Consider the following 18,791-nt stretch of genomic DNA (forward strand, 5'->3'; position numbering starts at 1 on the left):
AATCAGCCCTTATTTTTTCTATAAAATGTATAAAAAAACCAAAGAAAATAAGCATTTGTATGTTTTAATAAAAATACTTTAAAACTGGTTTTCCTATTTACTCCAATATTACTATAGAGATTTAGTACATTTTTTGTATGATTATTTTCTTTTACTTCCCTTAATCTTGTTAACTTTATTGAGAATGCTTCTTCTGACATAACTATATTAGTAACTGAACTTAAAATGTTTTGAAGATAATATTTCATAAGAAATTCTTTCAATTTGTCAAATAGTCCAGCTGATTCTAATAATACTTGTATTCTCTGATTTAATAATAAGATTTCCCTAAATCGGTTAGCATTATAACACCTTGTAGCAGAACCTGCCCTTTCTTCTACCTTATAGAATTCTTTAGATAAAACTCCGATTTTTTCATTTGTTAACAGCAGTGATTTAATTGTAAATAAAAAATCTTCACCGTAGGGCATATCTGTATCAAAAATAACATCGTTTTCCTTAATCAACTTTAAAGAAAATAATATTCCACACGCTGTTCTAGGCATTTCTCCATCAATCATATTTTCAATACACTTCTCTGATGTTTCATAATGAACTGTTTCAATTCTCTTTACTTTTTGTTGATTACTTAAGTTACAAAAAATTAGATTACTCCGTTCTTCTTCAGCCATTCGATACATCTCTTCAAGCATAGTTTCTTCTATATAATCATCACCATCAACAAAAGTTACATATTCTCCAGTGGCAATATTTATCCCTTGATTCCGTGCTGCACTAACCCCTAAATTTTTTTGATTTACACATATAACCCTACTATCTAAATCCCTATAGCTATCCACTATCTCTAAAGATCTATCGGTTGAACCATCATTTACTACTATTACTTCAATTTCTTTAAGTGTCTGATTACATATAGATTCTATGCATCGCCCTACATAATTTTCAACATTATAAACTGGAATTATTATACTAATCTTTACATTACTACTCATCAATTTGACATCGCTTCTACTTTTGATAACAAATCTTTCACAATAAAGGCAGGGGAAAGCTCATCTACTACTCTCATCATTTCTTTAGGGTAATCATTATTTCTAATTTTATTTATTGCTTTAATAATATCTTCTTTATTATTTTCACAGAAAACATATCTATTGTATTTAGAATAAAACTCCTTTATTTTTGCTGAATCCCCGTCTAATATAAATAATATTGGCTTTGTCGTACCTGAATAATAGTATACTTTTGCAGGAATCTGAGTACCAGTTAAATTACAAAGATGTACAAATACATCAGTATTTTTCTCAATTTCATTAAGCTCTTTAATTGGTATCCTACTGCCTATATTAATTTTATTAATGGATTTCGCAGGATTATCTGAATTTCCACGAACCACCATATTTACTCCTGTCTCTAATGCTGCATCATACAAAGGATCTAAATTTCTCACCTCTGAGTGATAATCTCCAAAATATCCAAAGGTCATTTTATTCCTTTCTATATTATTAGATAAGTGATTATCAATAGAGAAATATGGTATTAAGATATAATCAATTTTATTTTTTTGTTGAGGAAATAGTTCCTTTTGCTTCTCCGCAGTGAAGGGAGATACATATATAATTTTATCTGCAGAGCTTATTAAATTTTCCTCTTCTTTATATAATCTATGATTTAATAAATTTCTTTTTCTTGTTATATCAAGGTACATTGGATCTCCCCACAGTTGCACCCATTTCCCATATCTAACTTTCTCTTTTTCAATTAAATATTTAGCGAACAAATGAGAATGTTTCGGATCCGAAGATGAAATTATTAGATCATAATACTCTTCATCAGAAAAACGCTCAACGTTGTTTACCCAAGCTTTTTGAGTTCCGTATATAGAGAAATTATTATATATTTTTCTTAATAAATTTTTTACACTTTTAAATTTATGATTCTTAGCTTTTTTATTACTCAACGCATCAAAAGTTGGACTAATACTGTACTCTTCAATCTCTACTTCCTTAGGTAACTCAAAACCATTATCTTGAGCTATATGATTCTCGGGTAATTTAGAAGTAATCACCTTAACATAATTACCTAATTCTACTAATCCTTGTATATAGGCTACATTCATCATGGTAACCGATGAATTTGATTTAATAGCTTGGCCAGCTATAAATAATATTTTCATTTAATTAAACCTCACTTAGAAAAATCTTATATATTGTTACTGCACTGAAATAACATATTTACTTCCTTTATTTATCCTGCACAAGCAGAAAGCTATGATACAATTTTCACATTAAAACATACTTCAATGTAAAAATTGTATCTAACCGTTAACTATTAATAAGTAATCTAAATTAATTATAAGCAATGAATACATAATCATTTGATATTCTCAATGTTATATTCAATTTTTGTTCGATATATAGTCCCTATTATAGTTGGGAAAAAAAGTAACTTACTAACTATAAATTTTTTAAAATCAAAAAAACATATACAGACTATTAAAGACATAATTTGAAAAAAAATGCACACTAAAACAAGGTGAGCATTTAATAACGAAAGGATCATAAATATAACCGAGAAAAAATCAAACGTAATCGGTACTAAAACTTGAGCTATTGGTTTATGCCCATACGTGTACTTTAAGTTACCTTCTTCTATGCTAGATTGTATAGCCTGTCCTAGTCCAAATCCCCTTTTTGAGAATAATATTGATTTTAGCTTTCCTATTTTCCCCACTGGTTTATCGAAATGATCAATCATTTTTTCCGGAACCTCATAAATTTTATATCCCTTACTCTTTAATCTTACATATAATTCTGGTTCCTCAAATGCATTAATATAATTTCTATATCCACCAACTTCGTCAAAAGCATCTTTTTTTATTAATAATGCTCCTCCAAAGTGCTGCGCTACCTTTAATGTTTTTATGTTATATTTATTCTTTATTACTTGGCTGGTTTTCAATTTTTCATTTAAAATAAGGTCATCCCTTATGCCAATTAAACCTGCACATGCTTTTTCATTAAGTTCCTTTAGACCTGTTTCTAAAAAATCCTTATAGAGTTTCATATCCCCATCTAAAAATAACAAATACTTCCCTACAGCTCTTTTACTTCCTATATTTCTGCCTAATGCTGCGTTATATATAGTCGATTCAGATATTTTTATGATCTTTAAATTATTTATTTCCAAGTCACTCGCTATTTTTATAGTACAATCACTTGATTTTGAATCAACTAAGATTATTTCATTTGAATAATTTAACTCACTAAATACACCTGCTATAGATTTTAAACATCTTTCTATATTTTTCTCTTCATTTTTTGCAATTACTATAACAGAAAATACAGGACTTAATTTTTCTGACTGTTCTATCATAAATATAAAAGCTCCTCAAAAATAGTATCTTTTTATAATATAGTCTTAATTTTTTGTAATTCATTAAAATATGCATCTATTACTATTTGCCTGTCAAATTCCTTTTCTACTTTCTTTCTTCCTTCCAATCCCATTTTCTTTTTCTTTTCATAATCCAGCGCTATAAATTTTTCTATCTTTTCAATAAGATCTTGACTATCTTGTTGCTTCACAACATAACCATTTATTTCATCATCGACTATTTCACGACATCCACTTCTATTAGTAGTAATAATAGGTCTACCAGAAGCAGCACTCTCAAGTAAAACGTTTGACATTCCCTCAGGGTAATATGTAGGATGAATTGTACAATGTGAAATTTCATGAAATTTCCTAATATCATTTTGCATCCCATGATACTGAATAATACCTCTACCTTGTAATTCTTTCAATTTGCTATCATAAGCGTCTTCACAAAAACCTAATATATGAAAAACTGTTTTAGGATACTTCCCTCTAATATATTCAGCTGCATCTAAATATTGATCAATACCTTTTTCCTTCATTACTCTTGCAATAAATACAAAATTAATCAGATTGTCTGACGGATAGTCTAATACAGAATAATAATCTAAATTAACACCAGATCCCGGTATTAACCTATACTCCCCATTAATCAATCCTTCATCCCTAAATAACTCTTTATTCTCTTCATTCTGAAAAAAAACACAATTAACTTTCTTCAAAGCAGTCCGATATAAAAATAAAGTGATTTTTTGTAATAATCCTCTATTTTCTACCGCAGTACCTAGCCCCGTAATATTAGACAAATAAGGAGTTTTACTTAATCTACACGCTAATCCACCATAAATATTAGGTTTTATTGTATATGTTAAAACTACTTGGGGTTTTATCTCTTTAATAATTTTTTTATAGCTCATTAATAATTTAAAATCAGTTATTGGATTAGTTCCTCTTCTACTAATTGGTGTATCAATAAATTTACATCCTAACTCCATAAGTTTTGGGACAAATTTACCATAAGGTAACGATATATATACTTCATTATCCTTCACCATCTGTGCTATAAGTTCTTTTCTAAATTTATATAGACCAACATCATTATTGGCAAGTATTAATATCTTTTTCATTTTATTCTCCCTAACACAATGTAATCTATGATAAGCTAAAATTATTTAAATTAAATATTTTGATTTATAATTATATCTATTGTTTCACTATCGCATCTAACTCATCTAAACTATATATCGAATGATTTTCTTTAATATTACTTAAATATTCTCTGTTTTCATAAACTCCATTGCGATATATCCTTACTGTTTGTATAGGATGAATATTACTAATATAAAAATCTTTTTCTGGGTTATCACCGATGTAAAGCATCTCATCAAATTTAGCATCCAATTTCTCTTTCATTATTTCAAATGCCTTACTATGTGGCTTCCAATATTGTCTGCCTAACTCATCAGTAACAATAATTTCATCAAAGTAATTAAATGCTTTTAATGCTTTTAATTTTTGTCGCTGTCCATTAGCATAACCATCTGTAATAATCCCTACATTTATTCCTTTTGACCTTAAGTTTTTTAAACACGGTAATACATCCTCAAAAAACTGTATTATTGGTGTATGATTACGATACTCTTCCACTAGCTCCATCATCTCATTTTGGGTATAACTAATCCCAAATGTATCAAACACTCTATTAAATACGTTTCTAGTGTTTTCATTGAATAAATCCATTAATAATTGATATAGTTTTTGTTCATCCTTTTGAAGCTTTTCACTTAGTAATTTTGAAATATGTTTATAACCGCTTTCGATATATCTTCTCTCGGAAATAAGGGTATCATCTAAATCAAATATAACTGCTTTAATCATTTTACTAGCTCCATATTTTCATCTAAACATATACTACTATCAAATCTAATAAATGTAAGATTTTCCCGATAATCTTCACTATAATTTAATTTCTCACCCATTAATAAGCGTAGAAGATTTCCGCATGAATCAGCACCACTTTGAATACTCATTGGAGCTCCCCCACCGAATCTTGGATTGATTTCAATGTACTCAATCCCCTTCTTTGTCTTCATAAGTTGGACAGTTATATGTCCAATTGGTTTGAGCGTCTTCATTAATTTAGTCACATCATTAATAATCTCTCTATCTTTCACGATTTTACCTTTTGAAATTTCACCACTACGTGTAGCCATCCTTAATCTTGGGACTACTGTAACTACATTCCCTTGAAAATCTAAAAATACATCAACCGTAAATTCTTCTCCTTCCATAAAATCTTGAATCAGAGGATCATTAATAAAGCTTTTATATGTCTTTAATTCAGCTAAATTGTTTACTTTAAATGTATTAACACTTGAACTTCCAGACTTAGGTTTGATAAATAAGGGAAACTGTATATTCTCCCCACTAATCAATTCCTCATCTGTATACATTTTTGGAATTCCAAAACCTTCTTCTTCTAAGAATCTTTGTGTATTAATTTTATCCCGACAAATTTTAATAACATTAGAATCAGATATCAATACCTTGGCTTGCGCTTTTTCCTCAATCAATTCCTTGTTTTCTGCAAGTAGCAATAAATCTGTATCAATCGTCGGAACAATTAACGAAATATTTTCTCGATTACAGATATCTATAATCGCTTTAATATAATTTGGTTCACTAATTCGTGGTAATTTACAAGTTCTATCTGCAAAATATAAGGCTGGTGCCGTATTAGAACAGTCACCTGCTACAACATTACCTTTAACATTTAAATCTTTTATTGCTTTTTGAAAATGTTGCACTAATTCTACACGTCTTCCCGCACTTAAAATTAAAATATTAATTTCTCTCATCATTTTCCCTCACTTTACTACCTTCAAAATATTCCATTGTAGCAGCTGTTTCTGAATTAATTCCTTCTCTTATAAAAACTTTTTTAATCGTTAAAATAATTATTTTCCAATCTGTAATGAAACTTACGTTCTCAACATACTCTACATCATAATTAAACTTTTCTTCCCAACTAATAGCATTCCGACCATTAACCTGGGCTAATCCTGATAATCCTGGTCGAACTTCATGACGTCTTTTTTGGTGCTCATTATATAAAGGTAAATATTGAACTAATAAAGGCCTTGGTCCTATAATTGACATATCACCTTTAAAAATGTTAAAAAGCCCTGGTAATTCATCAAGTGATGTCGAACGTAAAAATTTACCGAACTTAGTAAGCCTTACGCTATCAGGTAGTAACTCACCGTTTTCATTTTTTTCATCTGTCATTGTTCTAAATTTATACATTTTAAAAATAGTTCCATTTAATCCTGGTCTCTCTTGTTTAAATAATACCGGACTACCCAATCTTGTTTTCACAAGAAAAGCCACTATAAGGAATACTGGACTAAGCATTATAATAGCAATTAAAGACAGTATAAAATCCATCGGCCTTTTTATAAACCTACCATAGATGCCAATTTTAGAACTCCTCATTATGCTATCCACAACCCTTTAATAATTTTCACCACTTTTTCTAAATCTGCTTCTGTCATCTTCGTATCGCTTGGTAAACATATGCCATTCTCAAAAAGTTTTTCTGATACATCTGTACCAACAAAATCATATTTCTCAAAGAACGGCTGCATATGCATTGGCTTCCAAACCGGTCTAGATTCAATATTTTCTTTTTCAAGTGCTTCCATCACATCTATTGGACGGATCTTACCATTTAGCGTCATAGAGCTTAACCAATAGTTTGGTTCATTCCACTCATTACTAGGCATAAATTCAATTCCTTCAAGATTTTCTAATTCTCTCTTATAAAAATTGAATATGTCTCTTTTCTTCTGAACCCTTTGATCTAATACTCTAAGTTGCCCTCTTCCAATTCCAGCAACTACATTACTCATACGATAGTTAAAACCTAATTCACTATGTTGATAATGTCTTGCTTGGTCCCTGCTTTGAGTAGCCCAAAATCTTACTTTTGAAACTCTTTCTTCATCATTAGAAACGAGCATACCACCACCAGAAGTAGTAATAATTTTATTACCATTAAAAGAAAAGATACCATAATCTCCAAAACTACCCGTATGTTTACCTTTATAATAAGTACCCAAAGATTCAGCTGCATCTTCAATTAAAGTAACATCGTATTTTTTACAAAGCTCAATAATCTTATCCATATCTGCCGAAAGACCATAAAGATGAACTACTATAACTGCCTTTACATTTGGATACTTTGTAAAAGCCTCTTCTAATGCTTTAGGACACATATTCCAAGTTTCATAATCACTATCTATGAAAACAGGAGTAGCATTTTGATAAATAATAGGATTTGCTGTAGCTGAAAATGTAAGTGTTTGACAAAAAACAACATCACCTTCTCCTACTCCAGCTGCTTTTAATGCCATATGAATTGATGCTGTTCCAGAAGATAGTGCTGCCGCTGCGTTAGATCCTACTTTCATAGCTAATTCTCTTTCAAATCCATTTACATTTTCCCCAAGTGGTGCAATCCAATTTGTATCGAAAGCTTCCTTCACATAATGCATTTCATAACCTTCATCACTCATATGTGGTGATGAAAGAAATATTCTGTCTCCCATTTTTAAAACTTCCTTCCCTTGAATTAATTTTTAAGATTCACTTTATTATTTGCAATATCTAATAGTCGTTCTCTTATTTCTTCTTTACTAATTCCTTCAAAGTCATTCATAAACTGCCTTAAAATCCCTTGATCAATTAAAACAGCCTTTCCTATATGAATTTTAGGGAAAATTTGCTCTGGATGAATTTCACCTTCATTTAATAACTCTTCATACATTTTTTCACCTGGTCTTAATCCCGTAAATTCAATTCCGATTTCTTCAATAGAAAAACCTGAAAGGGTAATTAAATTTTTAGCTAAATCCACAATCTTTACTGGGGCCCCCATATCTAGCACGAACAATTCTCCGCCCCTAGCCAGTGTGCCCGCCTGAATAACTAATCTTGAAGCTTCTGGTATTGTCATAAAGTAACGAATCATATCAGGGTGAGTAACGGTTACCGGTCCACCCTTTTGAATTTGTTTCTTAAACAGAGGAATTACACTTCCCCTACTTCCAAGAACATTACCAAATCTAACCGCAACAAAACGTGTACCAGTACTAACCGATGCCATATGCTGCACAAGCATTTCTGCAAATCTTTTTGTAGCTCCCATTACATTTGTCGGATTTACAGCTTTATCTGTAGAAACCATTACAAACGTATTCACTTTAAATGTATCTGCCGCTTCAGCAACATTTTTTGTTCCGAAGATATTATTTTTCACAGCTTCTTCAGGGTTACGTTCCATTAAAGGAACATGCTTATGTGCCGCAGCATGATATACGATATATGGCTGATGCTTTTTCATTATTTCAAAGATCTTATGTCGATCTTGTACATCAGCAATTTCTGTTGTAATTTCAACTGTATCTTTATATGTAACTCTCATTTCCATTTCGATATTATAAATGCTGTTTTCACCATGTCCTAAAAGAACAATTTTAGCTGGTTTATATTTCATCACTTGACGACATATTTCTGATCCAATTGATCCACCAGCACCTGTTACTAAAATTGTTTTACCTGTAATCTTCTCTCCAATTCCTGCATCATCTAGCTTTATTGGTTCTCTACCTAATAAATCTTCCACTTGTACATCACGGAATTCATTAACAGAGAGTTTTCCATCTAAAAGATCTTCAAGCATCGGTACAATTTGTGTTTTCGCCTTCGTTTTTCTACACTTCTCAAAAATCTCGTTTATTTGACCTCTATTTAATGAAGGAATTGCGATAATAATATGTTCTATGTCATTATCTTCTACAATTTCTTGAATGTGATTTGTTGTGCCAACAACCGGCACATTATAAATCTCCAATTTTTGTTTATTTCTATCATCATCAACAAACGCAATTGGATATAAATCTGCTTCTTTATTATGCTGTAATTGACGGACTACCATTGTTCCTGCTGAACCAGCACCAATAATCAATGTTCGCTTTTTATCAGTAGCTTTAGCAATATACGTATCACGGAACATACGCCATACAAAGCGAGAACCACCTATTAATAATAAATGTAACATCCATGCGATAGCCAAAATTCGAACATAAATATCATGATTTATAATTTGTTGAACAATTGCTGTTACGATAATAGAAAGTGTAATTGCTTTAAATATTTGCTTTAATTCTCCAATGCTTGCATATTCCCATGCCTTGTTATAAAGCTTATAAATAGCAGCAAAAATATGATGACTACACAATAATGTAATAGAACTAATAATTACTGTCGCAGGAATTTTACTTAATACATTTGGATGTATGAACCAATAACTTAAGTACACGGCAGTTAATACGATAAATGAATCTAATAAAATTAATAATGAGAGCCGTTTTCGATAACTCAATATATCTGTTCCCTTCTTTATATAATTCTTATCTTACTCATAATAAAAAAGGACATTCTCTTATGAATGTACCTTTTCTTTTTTTACAAGTTCTTTCATATATTCCATTAAATCAACTTTTAATTCTTCATTTTGAAGTGCTATTTCAATCGTCGTCTTAATAAATCCAAACTTCTCCCCAACATCGTAACGTGTACCTTCAAAGTCATAAGCAAATACACGTTGAACTTCATTTAATCGTTGAATTGCATCTGTCAATTGGATTTCTCCACCCGCACCTGTTTGCTGGTTTTCAAGGAACATAAAGATTTCTGGAGTTAATACGTAACGTCCCATAATCGCTAAATTAGATGGTGCTGTTCCTTGTGCTGGTTTTTCAACAAATTGACGTACTTGATAACGACGATTCTTTTGTTCAACTGGATCAATAATACCGTAACGATGTGTTTCGTTTTCTGGTACTGTTTGTACACCAATAACGGATGATTGTGTACCTTCATATTGATCCATTAATTGACGTAAACAAGGTGTTTCAGCTTGTACAATATCATCACCAAGTAATACTGCAAATGGTTCATTTCCAATAAACTTACGCGCACACCATACTGCGTGTCCTAAACCTTTTGGTTCTTTTTGTCTTATGTAATGAATATTAATTTTTGAAGAAGCTTGCACTTTTTCTAACATCTCATGCTTCCCTTTTTCTAGTAAGCTTTGCTCTAATTCAAAGGAATGATCAAAATGATCTTCAATGGCACGTTTACCTTTTCCAGTAACAATAATAATATCTTCAATTCCTGATTCTATCGCTTCTTCTACTATGTATTGAATTGTCGGTTTATCGACGATCGGTAACATTTCTTTCGGCATGGCCTTCGTCGCTGGTAAAAATCTTGTCCCCAGTCCCGCAGCTGGAATAATTGCTTTTCTTACTTTTTTCAAATCTAGTACCCCCAAACATATTATTATATCCATATGTAACAATAACAAAAACCCTACTTATAGGGTCGTCTTTACAACTCCATAAGTAGAGTTTCTAACATACATAAATTATGGGCATCTAACCCATCCTCACGTCATACTCCCGACGACAAGCGTCTAAGGTAGGTTCGAAATAAAAATTTCTACCCACAGCACGACCGAGTGCCCCCGTTGATAACGGTTAGGAGACATCACCAATTCTTTATTTAAAAAATACCGAACAATTTTTTACGTCGAATTTGTTCTGGATCTTCTTTATAAATTGCTTTACCGCTAATTAATAAGTACGGATTCTCTTTTAAATCACTCATAACACTCGTTCCAAATTCTTTCTCAATTAGTTCATAGCTTTCCGCTAAATGAAATCCTCTTGACATTGTATTATGTGCATCTGAAGCGACCATATGTGTTAAATTATGTTCTACAAGTTGAAATGAAAACTTTTTAATTTTTTTACCAAATTTCCCCAATAAACTACCTGCCGTTACTTGCGTTAATGCCCCTTTATTTACAAGGTTATATAACTTATCTGGCCGCTCGATTAACTCGGCATTACGTTCTGGATGAACTATAATTGGAATCATTCCCTTTACACGTAATTCGTATAATAATTGTTCAGCATAACGAGGTACGTGATTCGATGGAAATTCAATGAATATGTATTTATTTGTTTCGTTTAAGGTAACAATTTTACCAGCTTCATAGTCTTCTAATAAATCACCATATAACCTGACTTCTTGTCCCGGTAAAATAGTAAGTGGGATATTATGTTGTTGTAGTTCATCATTTAGTTGTTTTACGTGATGAATAATTGAGGTACGTTCATTTACATATTTACCATTTTGATGGTGCGGCGTTGCGACAATTGTATGTATTCCTTCTGCTACAGCTTTTTGCGCCATTGCTAAACTATCTGTTACTGTCTGCGCACCGTCATCGATACCAGGTAAAATGTGACAATGTAAATCTATCATTTGTTTCATCCTCCCTCTCTCCCATAAAGATCTTTTTTCCCTTGAATATGAGATATCGCTCATATTCAAGGGAAAAAAGGAGATATGTTTTTACCATATCTCACTTTAAAACTAGTTTGCACCGTAATAATAATATAAGCCGTTTTCACGTTCACGGTCGTTTAGAACGACACCTAACAATTTACCTTTTGCAGAATCCAATAATCCTTTTGCTTTTACTGCTGTTTCTTTCTCTGTTGATTCACTACGAACAACAAGAATAGAAGCATCACATATATTTGCCATAATTTGCGCATCTGTTACAGCTAAAATTGGCGGCATATCAAAAATAACTAGATCGTACATACTGTATGCTTGTCCAAGAAGCTCTTTCATTGATCTCGAACCTAACAATTCGGCCGGGTTTGGTGGGATTGGACCACAAGCTAAAAAATGTAGATTATCAACTAATGTTGTTTGCACACATTTTTCTAAACGTTCACTCTGTGTTAGTACGTTCGTGAGTCCAAAAATGTTATCTACTTGGAACATTTGATGCATTGCTGGTTTACGCATATCTGCATCGATTAATAATACCTTTTTTCCTTGTTGAGCAAAAACAACTGCCATATTCGCTGTCGTTGTCGTTTTTCCTTCACTTGGGTTTGCAGATGTGACCATTAATGAATGTAAATTCGTATCAACAGCTGCAAATTCAATATTCGTTCGAATATTACGATATTGTTCTGAAATTGGTGATTTCGGTTGTTGATGAGCAATTAATTGACGGCGTTGACGATGATTTTTTTTCTTTTTAAATAAATTAAGAGCCAATTGTTTGTCCCCTCACTTTTCTTGATGATGGAGCGTGTGATTTCACGTTCATTGTTTCTTCATCCATACGAGCTACAATCCCTAATACTGGTAAGCCAAGTAAGTTTTCTACATCTTCTTCTTTTTTCACCGTGTTATCTAAGTATTCTAGTAAGAATGCAAGACCAACTGACGCCATTAAACCAACAATGAAAGCAATTGCTACATTAAGCATAGGCGCTGGTTTAATCGGAGATTGATTTTCAGCTACTTCTGCTTTAGATATTACAGTGACGTTATCAACGTTCATAATTTTTGCAACTTCACCTTTAAATACATCTGCAGTTGCATTCGCAATATCACGAGCTATTTTAGGGTCTTTATCCTCAGCTGTTACAGCAATTACTTGTGACTCCTTTTCATTCGTAACATTAACTTTTTTTGTTAACTCTTGCGCTGTCATATTTAGATTTAATTTTTCATTCACTTGTTCTAAGATTACTGGACTTTTAATAATAACCTTATATGTATTCGTTAATTGAATATTCGTTTGAATTTCACCAGCTTGGAACATTGCCCCTTCTTGCTTCTTCTGATTAACAAGAATTTGCGTCGAAGATTGATAGATTGGTGTCATGAAGAAAAAGCTAATGATAGCACTTACAATAGCTGCACCAAATGCGATTACGAGGATCATTGCTAAACGTTTTTTTAAGATATGAAATAACTCTTTTAGATTAATTGTTTCTTCCATAGGTTCCTCCAACTTTCTAAAATTTACACATAGGAAAAATTATAACATATAAATCTTACATTTTTTATTTTTAATAATTCAGTTCTATATTTGTTCACAGGAAACAAGTTTAATCTTACAAAATAATCTTAAATATGACAACACATTCCAATCATTTCCCCAAAATTTTATCATATCATGCTTTTTACAATGTATAACTTGATAAATAATTTTCAGAAAACAAAAAAGCCAACAAAAATTTTGTTGGCTTTTTATATTTTAGTAATAACCATACTGCTCTTTTTCTTCTCTTTTATCGTTTAAAACGACTCCAAGTATTTTTCCAGATGCCTTATCTAGTATTTGTTTCGCTTTTACGATTTTATCTTTTTCCGTCTTTTCACTTCGTACAACGAGTACGATTCCATCACATTTATTCGCAAGTATTTGTGCATCTGTAACCGCAAGGACAGGTGGTGTGTCAATTAATATAATATCAAACATGTTATATGCTTCTAGCAACGCCTCGTCCATCGCCCGGCTCCCTAATAGTTCTGCTGGGTTTGGCGGGATTGGACCTGCTGCCATTAAGTATACGTTCTCTATATCTGTTTTTTGAATGCATTGCATAAGTTTTGCTTGTCCTGATAATAAGTTCGTTAACCCATTTGAACTATGAATGGCAAATAAGTTTTGTATCGTCGGCTTACGCAAGTCAGCTCCAATTAATAAAACTTTCTTTCCTTGTTGTCCGAAAACAACTGCTAAGTTTGCGATTGTTGTTGTTTTCCCATCACCTGGATCGGCTGAAGTAACAATAATAGAACGAACATGATTATCTACAGATGTAAACTCAATGTTTGTACGAATGTTACGGTATTGTTCTGTAATACGCGATTTAGGCTCTTTATGTGTAATTAATTGTCGTAATGGTTTTCTTTTCTTTCTCCCGAACATATTCATAATCTCCTTTTGTGAAATGCGACATTTCCCTTTTCTCTCTCTTATGCTCGATTTCATACGTCTAATTAATATTCTTGCTGATTTCCCCACATTTCATCATAATCAATAACATTCTACTTTGTCTTATTTAAGTACCTTAACAATATGACAATGACCTTATTTCTTTATTATCTTTATCACTTATCCTGTTTTCTAGATAAATAATAAAGTAAGTATATGGTAATTACCATCTATTTACAAGGTATTTTCTGATTAGTTTGTATATTATCGTTTCATCGTTATATAGCAGAAATTAAAAAAATCTCCTTGTCTTTTTACAAGGAGATTTTTTAGTACTATCTATTCTTTTTTACCCCGCATCAACGGGTAGTAAAACCCTTACCAAAAAATTCAGATAAATCAAAGAAGTTAGGTGAGGATTAACTGCCCATAAATGCCCGATTGGTTCAACTAATAATCAGCGGTGGATGGAAAACTCCCCCTCTGATTAAAGTTTCACTTTATCACCAATCGCAAATGTAATTTCTGCCTCACATGCAACTTCACCATCTACTGTTGCGATTGCTTTACCTTTTCCAATCGGGCCGCGTACGCGTGTCATTTCTACTTCTAGACGAAGCTGATCACCTGGGCGCACTTGTTTTTTGAAACGGCAATTGTCGATACCTGCAAAGAAAGCAAGTCTTCCGCGGTTTTCTTCTTTCTTTAATACTGCAACTGCTCCGACTTGTGCTAATGCTTCTACAATAAGTACACCAGGCATAACTGCATAGTCAGGGAAGTGTCCGTTAAAGAATTCTTCGTTTGCGGATACATTTTTAATCCCAACCGCTCTTTTGCCTTCATCTACTTCTAATATTTTATCAACAAGTAAAAATGGATAGCGGTGAGGAATGATTTCTTTAATTTGTTCTATATTTAGCATGTAACAATCGCCCCTTTTGTAATATTGGTCTTACCACTTGGACATATTGCTATTATCCCATTTTGTTTATTGTTTGTCATTACAAAGTAACATTTTATATTTAGCACAACTTCCTAAAAAAAAATGCACACACTCTATTCCATTAAAATAGTTGCACATTTTTGCAACTGACACGGAGGTGGAAAGGAGTGTATGCCCAAATTAGGGAAAGGCAATATGTATTGAAACATTATTTGCCTTAATGTCGTATTCGACTCATTATATTATAAACGTTTTCAATTAAGGAAATATTAAATTTAACCATATATATGAATATTTTACCTGTTTCCTTCATATTTCTCTATTTTCCTTCCATTTTCGCAAAAAAACAAAATAAAAAAATATAAAAACGAAAAAAAGAACTAAGGCATTAGCCTTAGTTCTTTCAAATTATCTCAAAGCACGCTTTGGTAATCTGTCGATATTCTCTAACATAATACCTGTACCAACCGCAACGCAGTGCATTGGGTTTTCAGCAATTAATACTGGTACTTTTAGCTCTTCTGCTAGAAGCATGTCGATACCGTGTAGTAAAGCTCCACCGCCTGTTAGAATAACACCGCGGTCGATGATATCTGCAGATAATTCTGGTGGTGTGCGCTCTAATACGCCTTTTGCAGCTTGTACAATAACAGCTGCATTTTCTTTTAATGCTTCTGTAATTTCTTCAGAGCATACTGTAATTGTACGTGGTAAGCCTGTTACCATGTCACGTCCGCGAATTTCAAGTTCTTCGCTACGTGCACCTGGGAATACTGTACCAACTTTAATTTTAATATCTTCTGAAGTACGTTCTCCGATTAATAGCTTATACTTACGTTTAATATAGTTTAAGATCTCCATATCAAACTTATCGCCAGCCATTTTGATAGAGGAAGAGGTAACAATATCACCCATAGATAGTACAGCGATATCTGTTGTACCTCCACCAATATCAACAACCATGTTACCGCTTGGTTGGAAGATTTCCATACCAGCACCAACTGCGGCTACTTTTGGTTCTTCTTCTAAAAATACTGTTTTACCACCTGAACGTTCAGCAGCTTCACGAATTGCTTTTTGTTCTACTGATGTAATATTTGTTGGACAACAAATTAAAATACGAGGTTTTGAAAAGAAGCTCTTTACGTCCAATTTGTTAATGAAATACTTTAACATTGCTTCTGTAATTTCGAAATCTGCGATTACACCATCTTTAAGTGGACGAATTGCTACAATATTACCAGGCGTACGTCCCACCATACTTCTCGCTTCTTCACCGACTGCTAATACTTTACCACTATTACGATCAATGGCCACAACAGATGGCTCATTTAATACAATACCCTTACCTTTAACATGAATTAATACGTTAGCCGTACCTAGGTCAATTCCGATATCTCGCGCAAACATTCCCGTTTTTTCCTCCTCGATATTCAAAATCAGGTTACACCCGAATTCTTTTCACCTAATTTCTGATTTTATCATAAATTTAACAGAAACGTAATATTCGCAAAAAGAATTCTTCTGAAAAATATTACCGAATGTGAACGGAATGTTTGCTACTGTAACATTATTGACGTACAGGCTTCTCTACATCTTCTTTTCTATACTTTTGTTTTGTTGCTTCTCCACCTCTTAAATGACGAATAGACTTATGATAATCAAGAATTTCTTTTACTTCATTTGCGAGCTCTGGATTAATCTCTGGTAGACGTTCTGTTAAATCTTTATGGACTGTACTCTTTGATACCCCAAATTCCTTTGCAATGACACGCACTGTCTTTCTTGTCTCCACGATATACTTACCAATCTTGATAGTTCTCTCTTTGATGTAATCGTGCACACCACTCGCCTCCCTAATTTGGATGTGAGAAGGGTGAAATGAGCCTCGCTGCATACGACTAAGAAGTAAGTGTGAGTGCTGTTTGTAAGCGTTAAACATTCTTGGATTTATAATGAAATGATTCACGATTTCTCACCTCAAACACTCTCTTTGCTTTGGTTTATACCATTGTATTGCCCGCACTACTGATATATGCTACATGTTCACTATTTTTGCGGACTAAGTTAAGAAAAATTACGTTTTTTTGTGAGAAATACGTTAAAACTGACTATTATGGCCAAAAAAAATGACACCTTGTATAAAAGGCGTCATTCTTCTCGTTCCAATTCTTCTTCTAACAACTGATGGTGGGGAACCTCTTTCTTACCGGCAATATAATAATATAAAGTGAATAAAACAAACAATAAAATAATAGCAGTCGACAGAACAAACAAAAATGACACAGTATCCCCTCCCTTTTGTAATATATATTCGAGAATCTCGTCATTTTTCCTTGTTATTGCAACTTTTTTCTCGAAATTGAGTATTTTTATATAAAGTGAAACTTTAATCAGTGGGTGCCATTTCCCACTGATTATTAGCTTTCACCAATCGGGCTTTTACGGGCAGTTGATCCCCGACCTAACTTCTTAGCTTTCACTGAATTTTGAAGTAGGGGTCTTACTGCCCGTTAATGCGGGATAAAAATAAAAAAATCAATTCTCTTGATGAGAACTGATTTTTTCACTTTATTATTCTTGTGAAGAAGAATCGTTAGATGATTCTGTAGAACCGTTTGTTGATTTTTCTTCTTTCTTCGGTTCTTCTTTTTTGTCACTAGTTGAACCGCTTGTTGATTTCTCTTCTTTTTGAGACTTGTCTTCTGTTTTATTTTCTGGTTTCGTGCTCGTTGACTTCTCTTCTTTTTGAGATTTGTCATCAGCTTTTTTACCAGAAGCATTCGTAGCCTTTGCAGCACCTGCATCAGCTTTAATTTCTGTTACTGATTTATTTAAGTAACGTTCAGGGTTTACAGCCACATTGTCTTTACGTACTTCAAAGTGAACGTGAGAGCCTGCCTCTTTATTCATTGCACTTAGACCGGATGTTCCTAATACTTCACCTTGTGCAACTCTTGCACCTTTTTCTACTTTCACACTGCCTAAGCTTTGATAAGATACCGCTACACCATTTCCACTATCAACTGTTACAACATAACCAAGAAGTGAATCTTTTTCAGCTTTCGTTACTGTACCACTTAAAGCAGCGGCAACATTAAATTCTTTTCCATTCTTCGCAGCAATGTCAATTCCTTTGTTCGGGGAATATGTGTTGTTATAAAAGACAAGTGCTTTTTCTTGTTCCGCCTCAGTTGCTGCATCTTCATAGAATTTCTTCTGTACGACTACTTCCACACTCGCGGCTGCTGGCATTTTCACTACTTCTGAAGATTTCGTTACTGGTACTGCTGGATCTTCCGATTGTGTATACGGTGTTGCTTGATCGTGGTTTGGAGTCTTCTTCGGATTAGCTCCTTGGAACCATAGCGCAACCATTAAGATTACCGCTGCACAAGCAATGTATAGTGCCGGAAACACCCATCTTTTTTGAAATAAATGTACTACCTTTTGCGACTTTTTATTATTTCTTCCTCGCATTCCATCATCACCTCAGCAATCATTTTGAACAATATTCACGTATCCTATACAACGCATAACTAATTACTTTTCGACAAATTTTGTAAAAATATGTATAAG

General features: G+C 32.8%; 19 protein-coding genes. All 19 read right to left on the minus strand.

The genetic code is table 11. From position 1 onward, the window contains the following. Positions 1-2: 2 nt before the first annotated feature. The 19 genes from RT27_RS08855 to RT27_RS08945 all read right to left on the minus strand — a co-directional run bounded on the left by RT27_RS08855 (position 3) and on the right by RT27_RS08945 (position 18,692). A complete protein-coding gene (locus RT27_RS08855; protein WP_043935860.1) occupies positions 3-992 on the minus strand; it encodes a glycosyltransferase in 990 nt (329 codons plus the stop codon). After that, positions 992-2,176, minus strand: coding sequence for a hypothetical protein (locus tag RT27_RS08860; protein ID WP_043935861.1), 1,185 nt, complete (start codon positions 2,174-2,176; stop codon positions 992-994). The genes RT27_RS08855 and RT27_RS08860 overlap by 1 nt, the downstream gene beginning before the upstream one ends. Positions 2,177-2,373: 197 nt before the next feature. Beyond that, entirely contained in the window at positions 2,374-3,375 is a 1,002-nt protein-coding gene (locus RT27_RS08865) for a glycosyltransferase (RefSeq protein ID WP_043935862.1), read from the minus strand. A 32-nt stretch (positions 3,376-3,407) separates the two neighbouring features. Beyond that, complete coding sequence (locus RT27_RS08870; RefSeq protein ID WP_043935863.1) at positions 3,408-4,505, minus strand: glycosyltransferase family 4 protein; 1,098 nt, start codon at positions 4,503-4,505, stop codon at positions 3,408-3,410. Positions 4,506-4,581: 76 nt separating this feature from the next. Further along, entirely contained in the window at positions 4,582-5,256 is a 675-nt protein-coding gene (locus RT27_RS08875; RefSeq protein WP_052497678.1) for an HAD-IA family hydrolase, read from the minus strand. Then, the gene (locus tag RT27_RS08880; protein WP_043935864.1) at positions 5,253-6,236 is read right to left on the minus strand and encodes an ATP-grasp domain-containing protein; all 984 of its coding nucleotides are present in this window, start codon (positions 6,234-6,236) and stop codon (positions 5,253-5,255) included. The genes RT27_RS08875 and RT27_RS08880 overlap by 4 nt, the downstream gene beginning before the upstream one ends. Next, positions 6,223-6,873 carry a sugar transferase gene (locus RT27_RS08885; protein WP_043935865.1) on the minus strand — a complete coding sequence of 217 codons (651 nt, stop codon included), beginning with the start codon at positions 6,871-6,873 and terminating at the stop codon, positions 6,223-6,225. The genes RT27_RS08880 and RT27_RS08885 overlap by 14 nt, the downstream gene beginning before the upstream one ends. Beyond that, entirely contained in the window at positions 6,873-7,988 is a 1,116-nt protein-coding gene (locus RT27_RS08890) for a DegT/DnrJ/EryC1/StrS family aminotransferase (protein WP_043935866.1), read from the minus strand. Before RT27_RS08890 ends, RT27_RS08885 begins: the two co-directional genes overlap by 1 nt. Positions 7,989-8,011: 23 nt before the next feature. Then, positions 8,012-9,823: a nucleoside-diphosphate sugar epimerase/dehydratase gene (locus RT27_RS08895; RefSeq protein WP_043935867.1), complete on the minus strand. Its 1,812-nt coding sequence runs from the start codon at positions 9,821-9,823 to the stop codon at positions 8,012-8,014. 60 nt (positions 9,824-9,883) lie between these two features. Next, positions 9,884-10,765 (minus strand): UTP--glucose-1-phosphate uridylyltransferase BpsC, encoded by an 882-nt coding sequence (gene bpsC, locus RT27_RS08900; RefSeq protein ID WP_043935868.1) that lies wholly within the window; start codon positions 10,763-10,765, stop codon positions 9,884-9,886. 245 nt (positions 10,766-11,010) lie between these two features. Further along, entirely contained in the window at positions 11,011-11,778 is a 768-nt protein-coding gene (locus RT27_RS08905; RefSeq protein WP_043935897.1) for a CpsB/CapC family capsule biosynthesis tyrosine phosphatase, read from the minus strand. Between the two features lie 111 nt (positions 11,779-11,889). Further along, positions 11,890-12,591 (minus strand): CpsD/CapB family tyrosine-protein kinase, encoded by a 702-nt coding sequence (locus RT27_RS08910; RefSeq protein WP_043935869.1) that lies wholly within the window; start codon positions 12,589-12,591, stop codon positions 11,890-11,892. Continuing rightward, entirely contained in the window at positions 12,581-13,324 is a 744-nt protein-coding gene (locus tag RT27_RS08915) for a Wzz/FepE/Etk N-terminal domain-containing protein (protein WP_043935870.1), read from the minus strand. Before RT27_RS08915 ends, RT27_RS08910 begins: the two co-directional genes overlap by 11 nt. Positions 13,325-13,582: 258 nt before the next feature. Continuing rightward, positions 13,583-14,260 (minus strand): CpsD/CapB family tyrosine-protein kinase, encoded by a 678-nt coding sequence (locus tag RT27_RS08920; RefSeq protein ID WP_000467944.1) that lies wholly within the window; start codon positions 14,258-14,260, stop codon positions 13,583-13,585. Positions 14,261-14,753: 493 nt separating this feature from the next. Then, entirely contained in the window at positions 14,754-15,191 is a 438-nt protein-coding gene (fabZ, locus tag RT27_RS08925) for a 3-hydroxyacyl-ACP dehydratase FabZ (RefSeq protein WP_043935871.1), read from the minus strand. A 429-nt stretch (positions 15,192-15,620) separates the two neighbouring features. Next, positions 15,621-16,622 (minus strand): rod shape-determining protein, encoded by a 1,002-nt coding sequence (locus RT27_RS08930; RefSeq protein WP_000457978.1) that lies wholly within the window; start codon positions 16,620-16,622, stop codon positions 15,621-15,623. Between the two features lie 160 nt (positions 16,623-16,782). Next, positions 16,783-17,055 (minus strand): sporulation transcriptional regulator SpoIIID, encoded by a 273-nt coding sequence (gene spoIIID / locus RT27_RS08935; RefSeq protein WP_000544012.1) that lies wholly within the window; start codon positions 17,053-17,055, stop codon positions 16,783-16,785. A gap of 308 nt (positions 17,056-17,363) precedes the next feature. Then, on the minus strand, positions 17,364-17,498 hold the full coding sequence (locus RT27_RS08940) for a hypothetical protein (RefSeq protein ID WP_000008903.1): 135 nt from the start codon (positions 17,496-17,498) through the stop codon (positions 17,364-17,366). Positions 17,499-17,786: 288 nt separating this feature from the next. Next, the gene (locus RT27_RS08945) at positions 17,787-18,692 is read right to left on the minus strand and encodes a M23 family metallopeptidase (protein ID WP_043935872.1); all 906 of its coding nucleotides are present in this window, start codon (positions 18,690-18,692) and stop codon (positions 17,787-17,789) included. Positions 18,693-18,791 lie beyond the last annotated feature (99 nt).

This window comes from Bacillus sp. L_1B0_5, assembly GCF_000836715.1.
GTDB classification, from domain to species: Bacteria; Bacillota; Bacilli; order Bacillales; family Bacillaceae_G; genus Bacillus_A; species Bacillus_A thuringiensis_S.

Coding starts and splice junctions, on each gene's coding strand:
- RT27_RS08855 (WP_043935860.1), bottom strand. CDS start 992: ATGAGTAGTAATGTAAAGATTAGTATAATAATTCCAGTTTATAATGTT.
- RT27_RS08860 (WP_043935861.1), bottom strand. CDS start 2,176: ATGAAAATATTATTTATAGCTGGCCAAGCTATTAAATCAAATTCATCG.
- RT27_RS08865 (WP_043935862.1), bottom strand. CDS start 3,375: ATGATAGAACAGTCAGAAAAATTAAGTCCTGTATTTTCTGTTATAGTA.
- RT27_RS08870 (WP_043935863.1), bottom strand. CDS start 4,505: ATGAAAAAGATATTAATACTTGCCAATAATGATGTTGGTCTATATAAA.
- RT27_RS08875 (WP_052497678.1), bottom strand. CDS start 5,256: ATGATTAAAGCAGTTATATTTGATTTAGATGATACCCTTATTTCCGAG.
- RT27_RS08880 (WP_043935864.1), bottom strand. CDS start 6,236: ATGAGAGAAATTAATATTTTAATTTTAAGTGCGGGAAGACGTGTAGAA.
- RT27_RS08885 (WP_043935865.1), bottom strand. CDS start 6,873: ATGAGGAGTTCTAAAATTGGCATCTATGGTAGGTTTATAAAAAGGCCG.
- RT27_RS08890 (WP_043935866.1), bottom strand. CDS start 7,988: ATGGGAGACAGAATATTTCTTTCATCACCACATATGAGTGATGAAGGT.
- RT27_RS08905 (WP_043935897.1), bottom strand. CDS start 11,778: ATGATAGATTTACATTGTCACATTTTACCTGGTATCGATGACGGTGCG.
- RT27_RS08915 (WP_043935870.1), bottom strand. CDS start 13,324: ATGGAAGAAACAATTAATCTAAAAGAGTTATTTCATATCTTAAAAAAA.
- RT27_RS08920 (WP_000467944.1), bottom strand. CDS start 14,260: ATGTTCGGGAGAAAGAAAAGAAAACCATTACGACAATTAATTACACAT.
- fabZ (WP_043935871.1), bottom strand. CDS start 15,191: ATGCTAAATATAGAACAAATTAAAGAAATCATTCCTCACCGCTATCCA.
- RT27_RS08930 (WP_000457978.1), bottom strand. CDS start 16,622: ATGTTTGCGCGAGATATCGGAATTGACCTAGGTACGGCTAACGTATTA.
- RT27_RS08945 (WP_043935872.1), bottom strand. CDS start 18,692: ATGCGAGGAAGAAATAATAAAAAGTCGCAAAAGGTAGTACATTTATTT.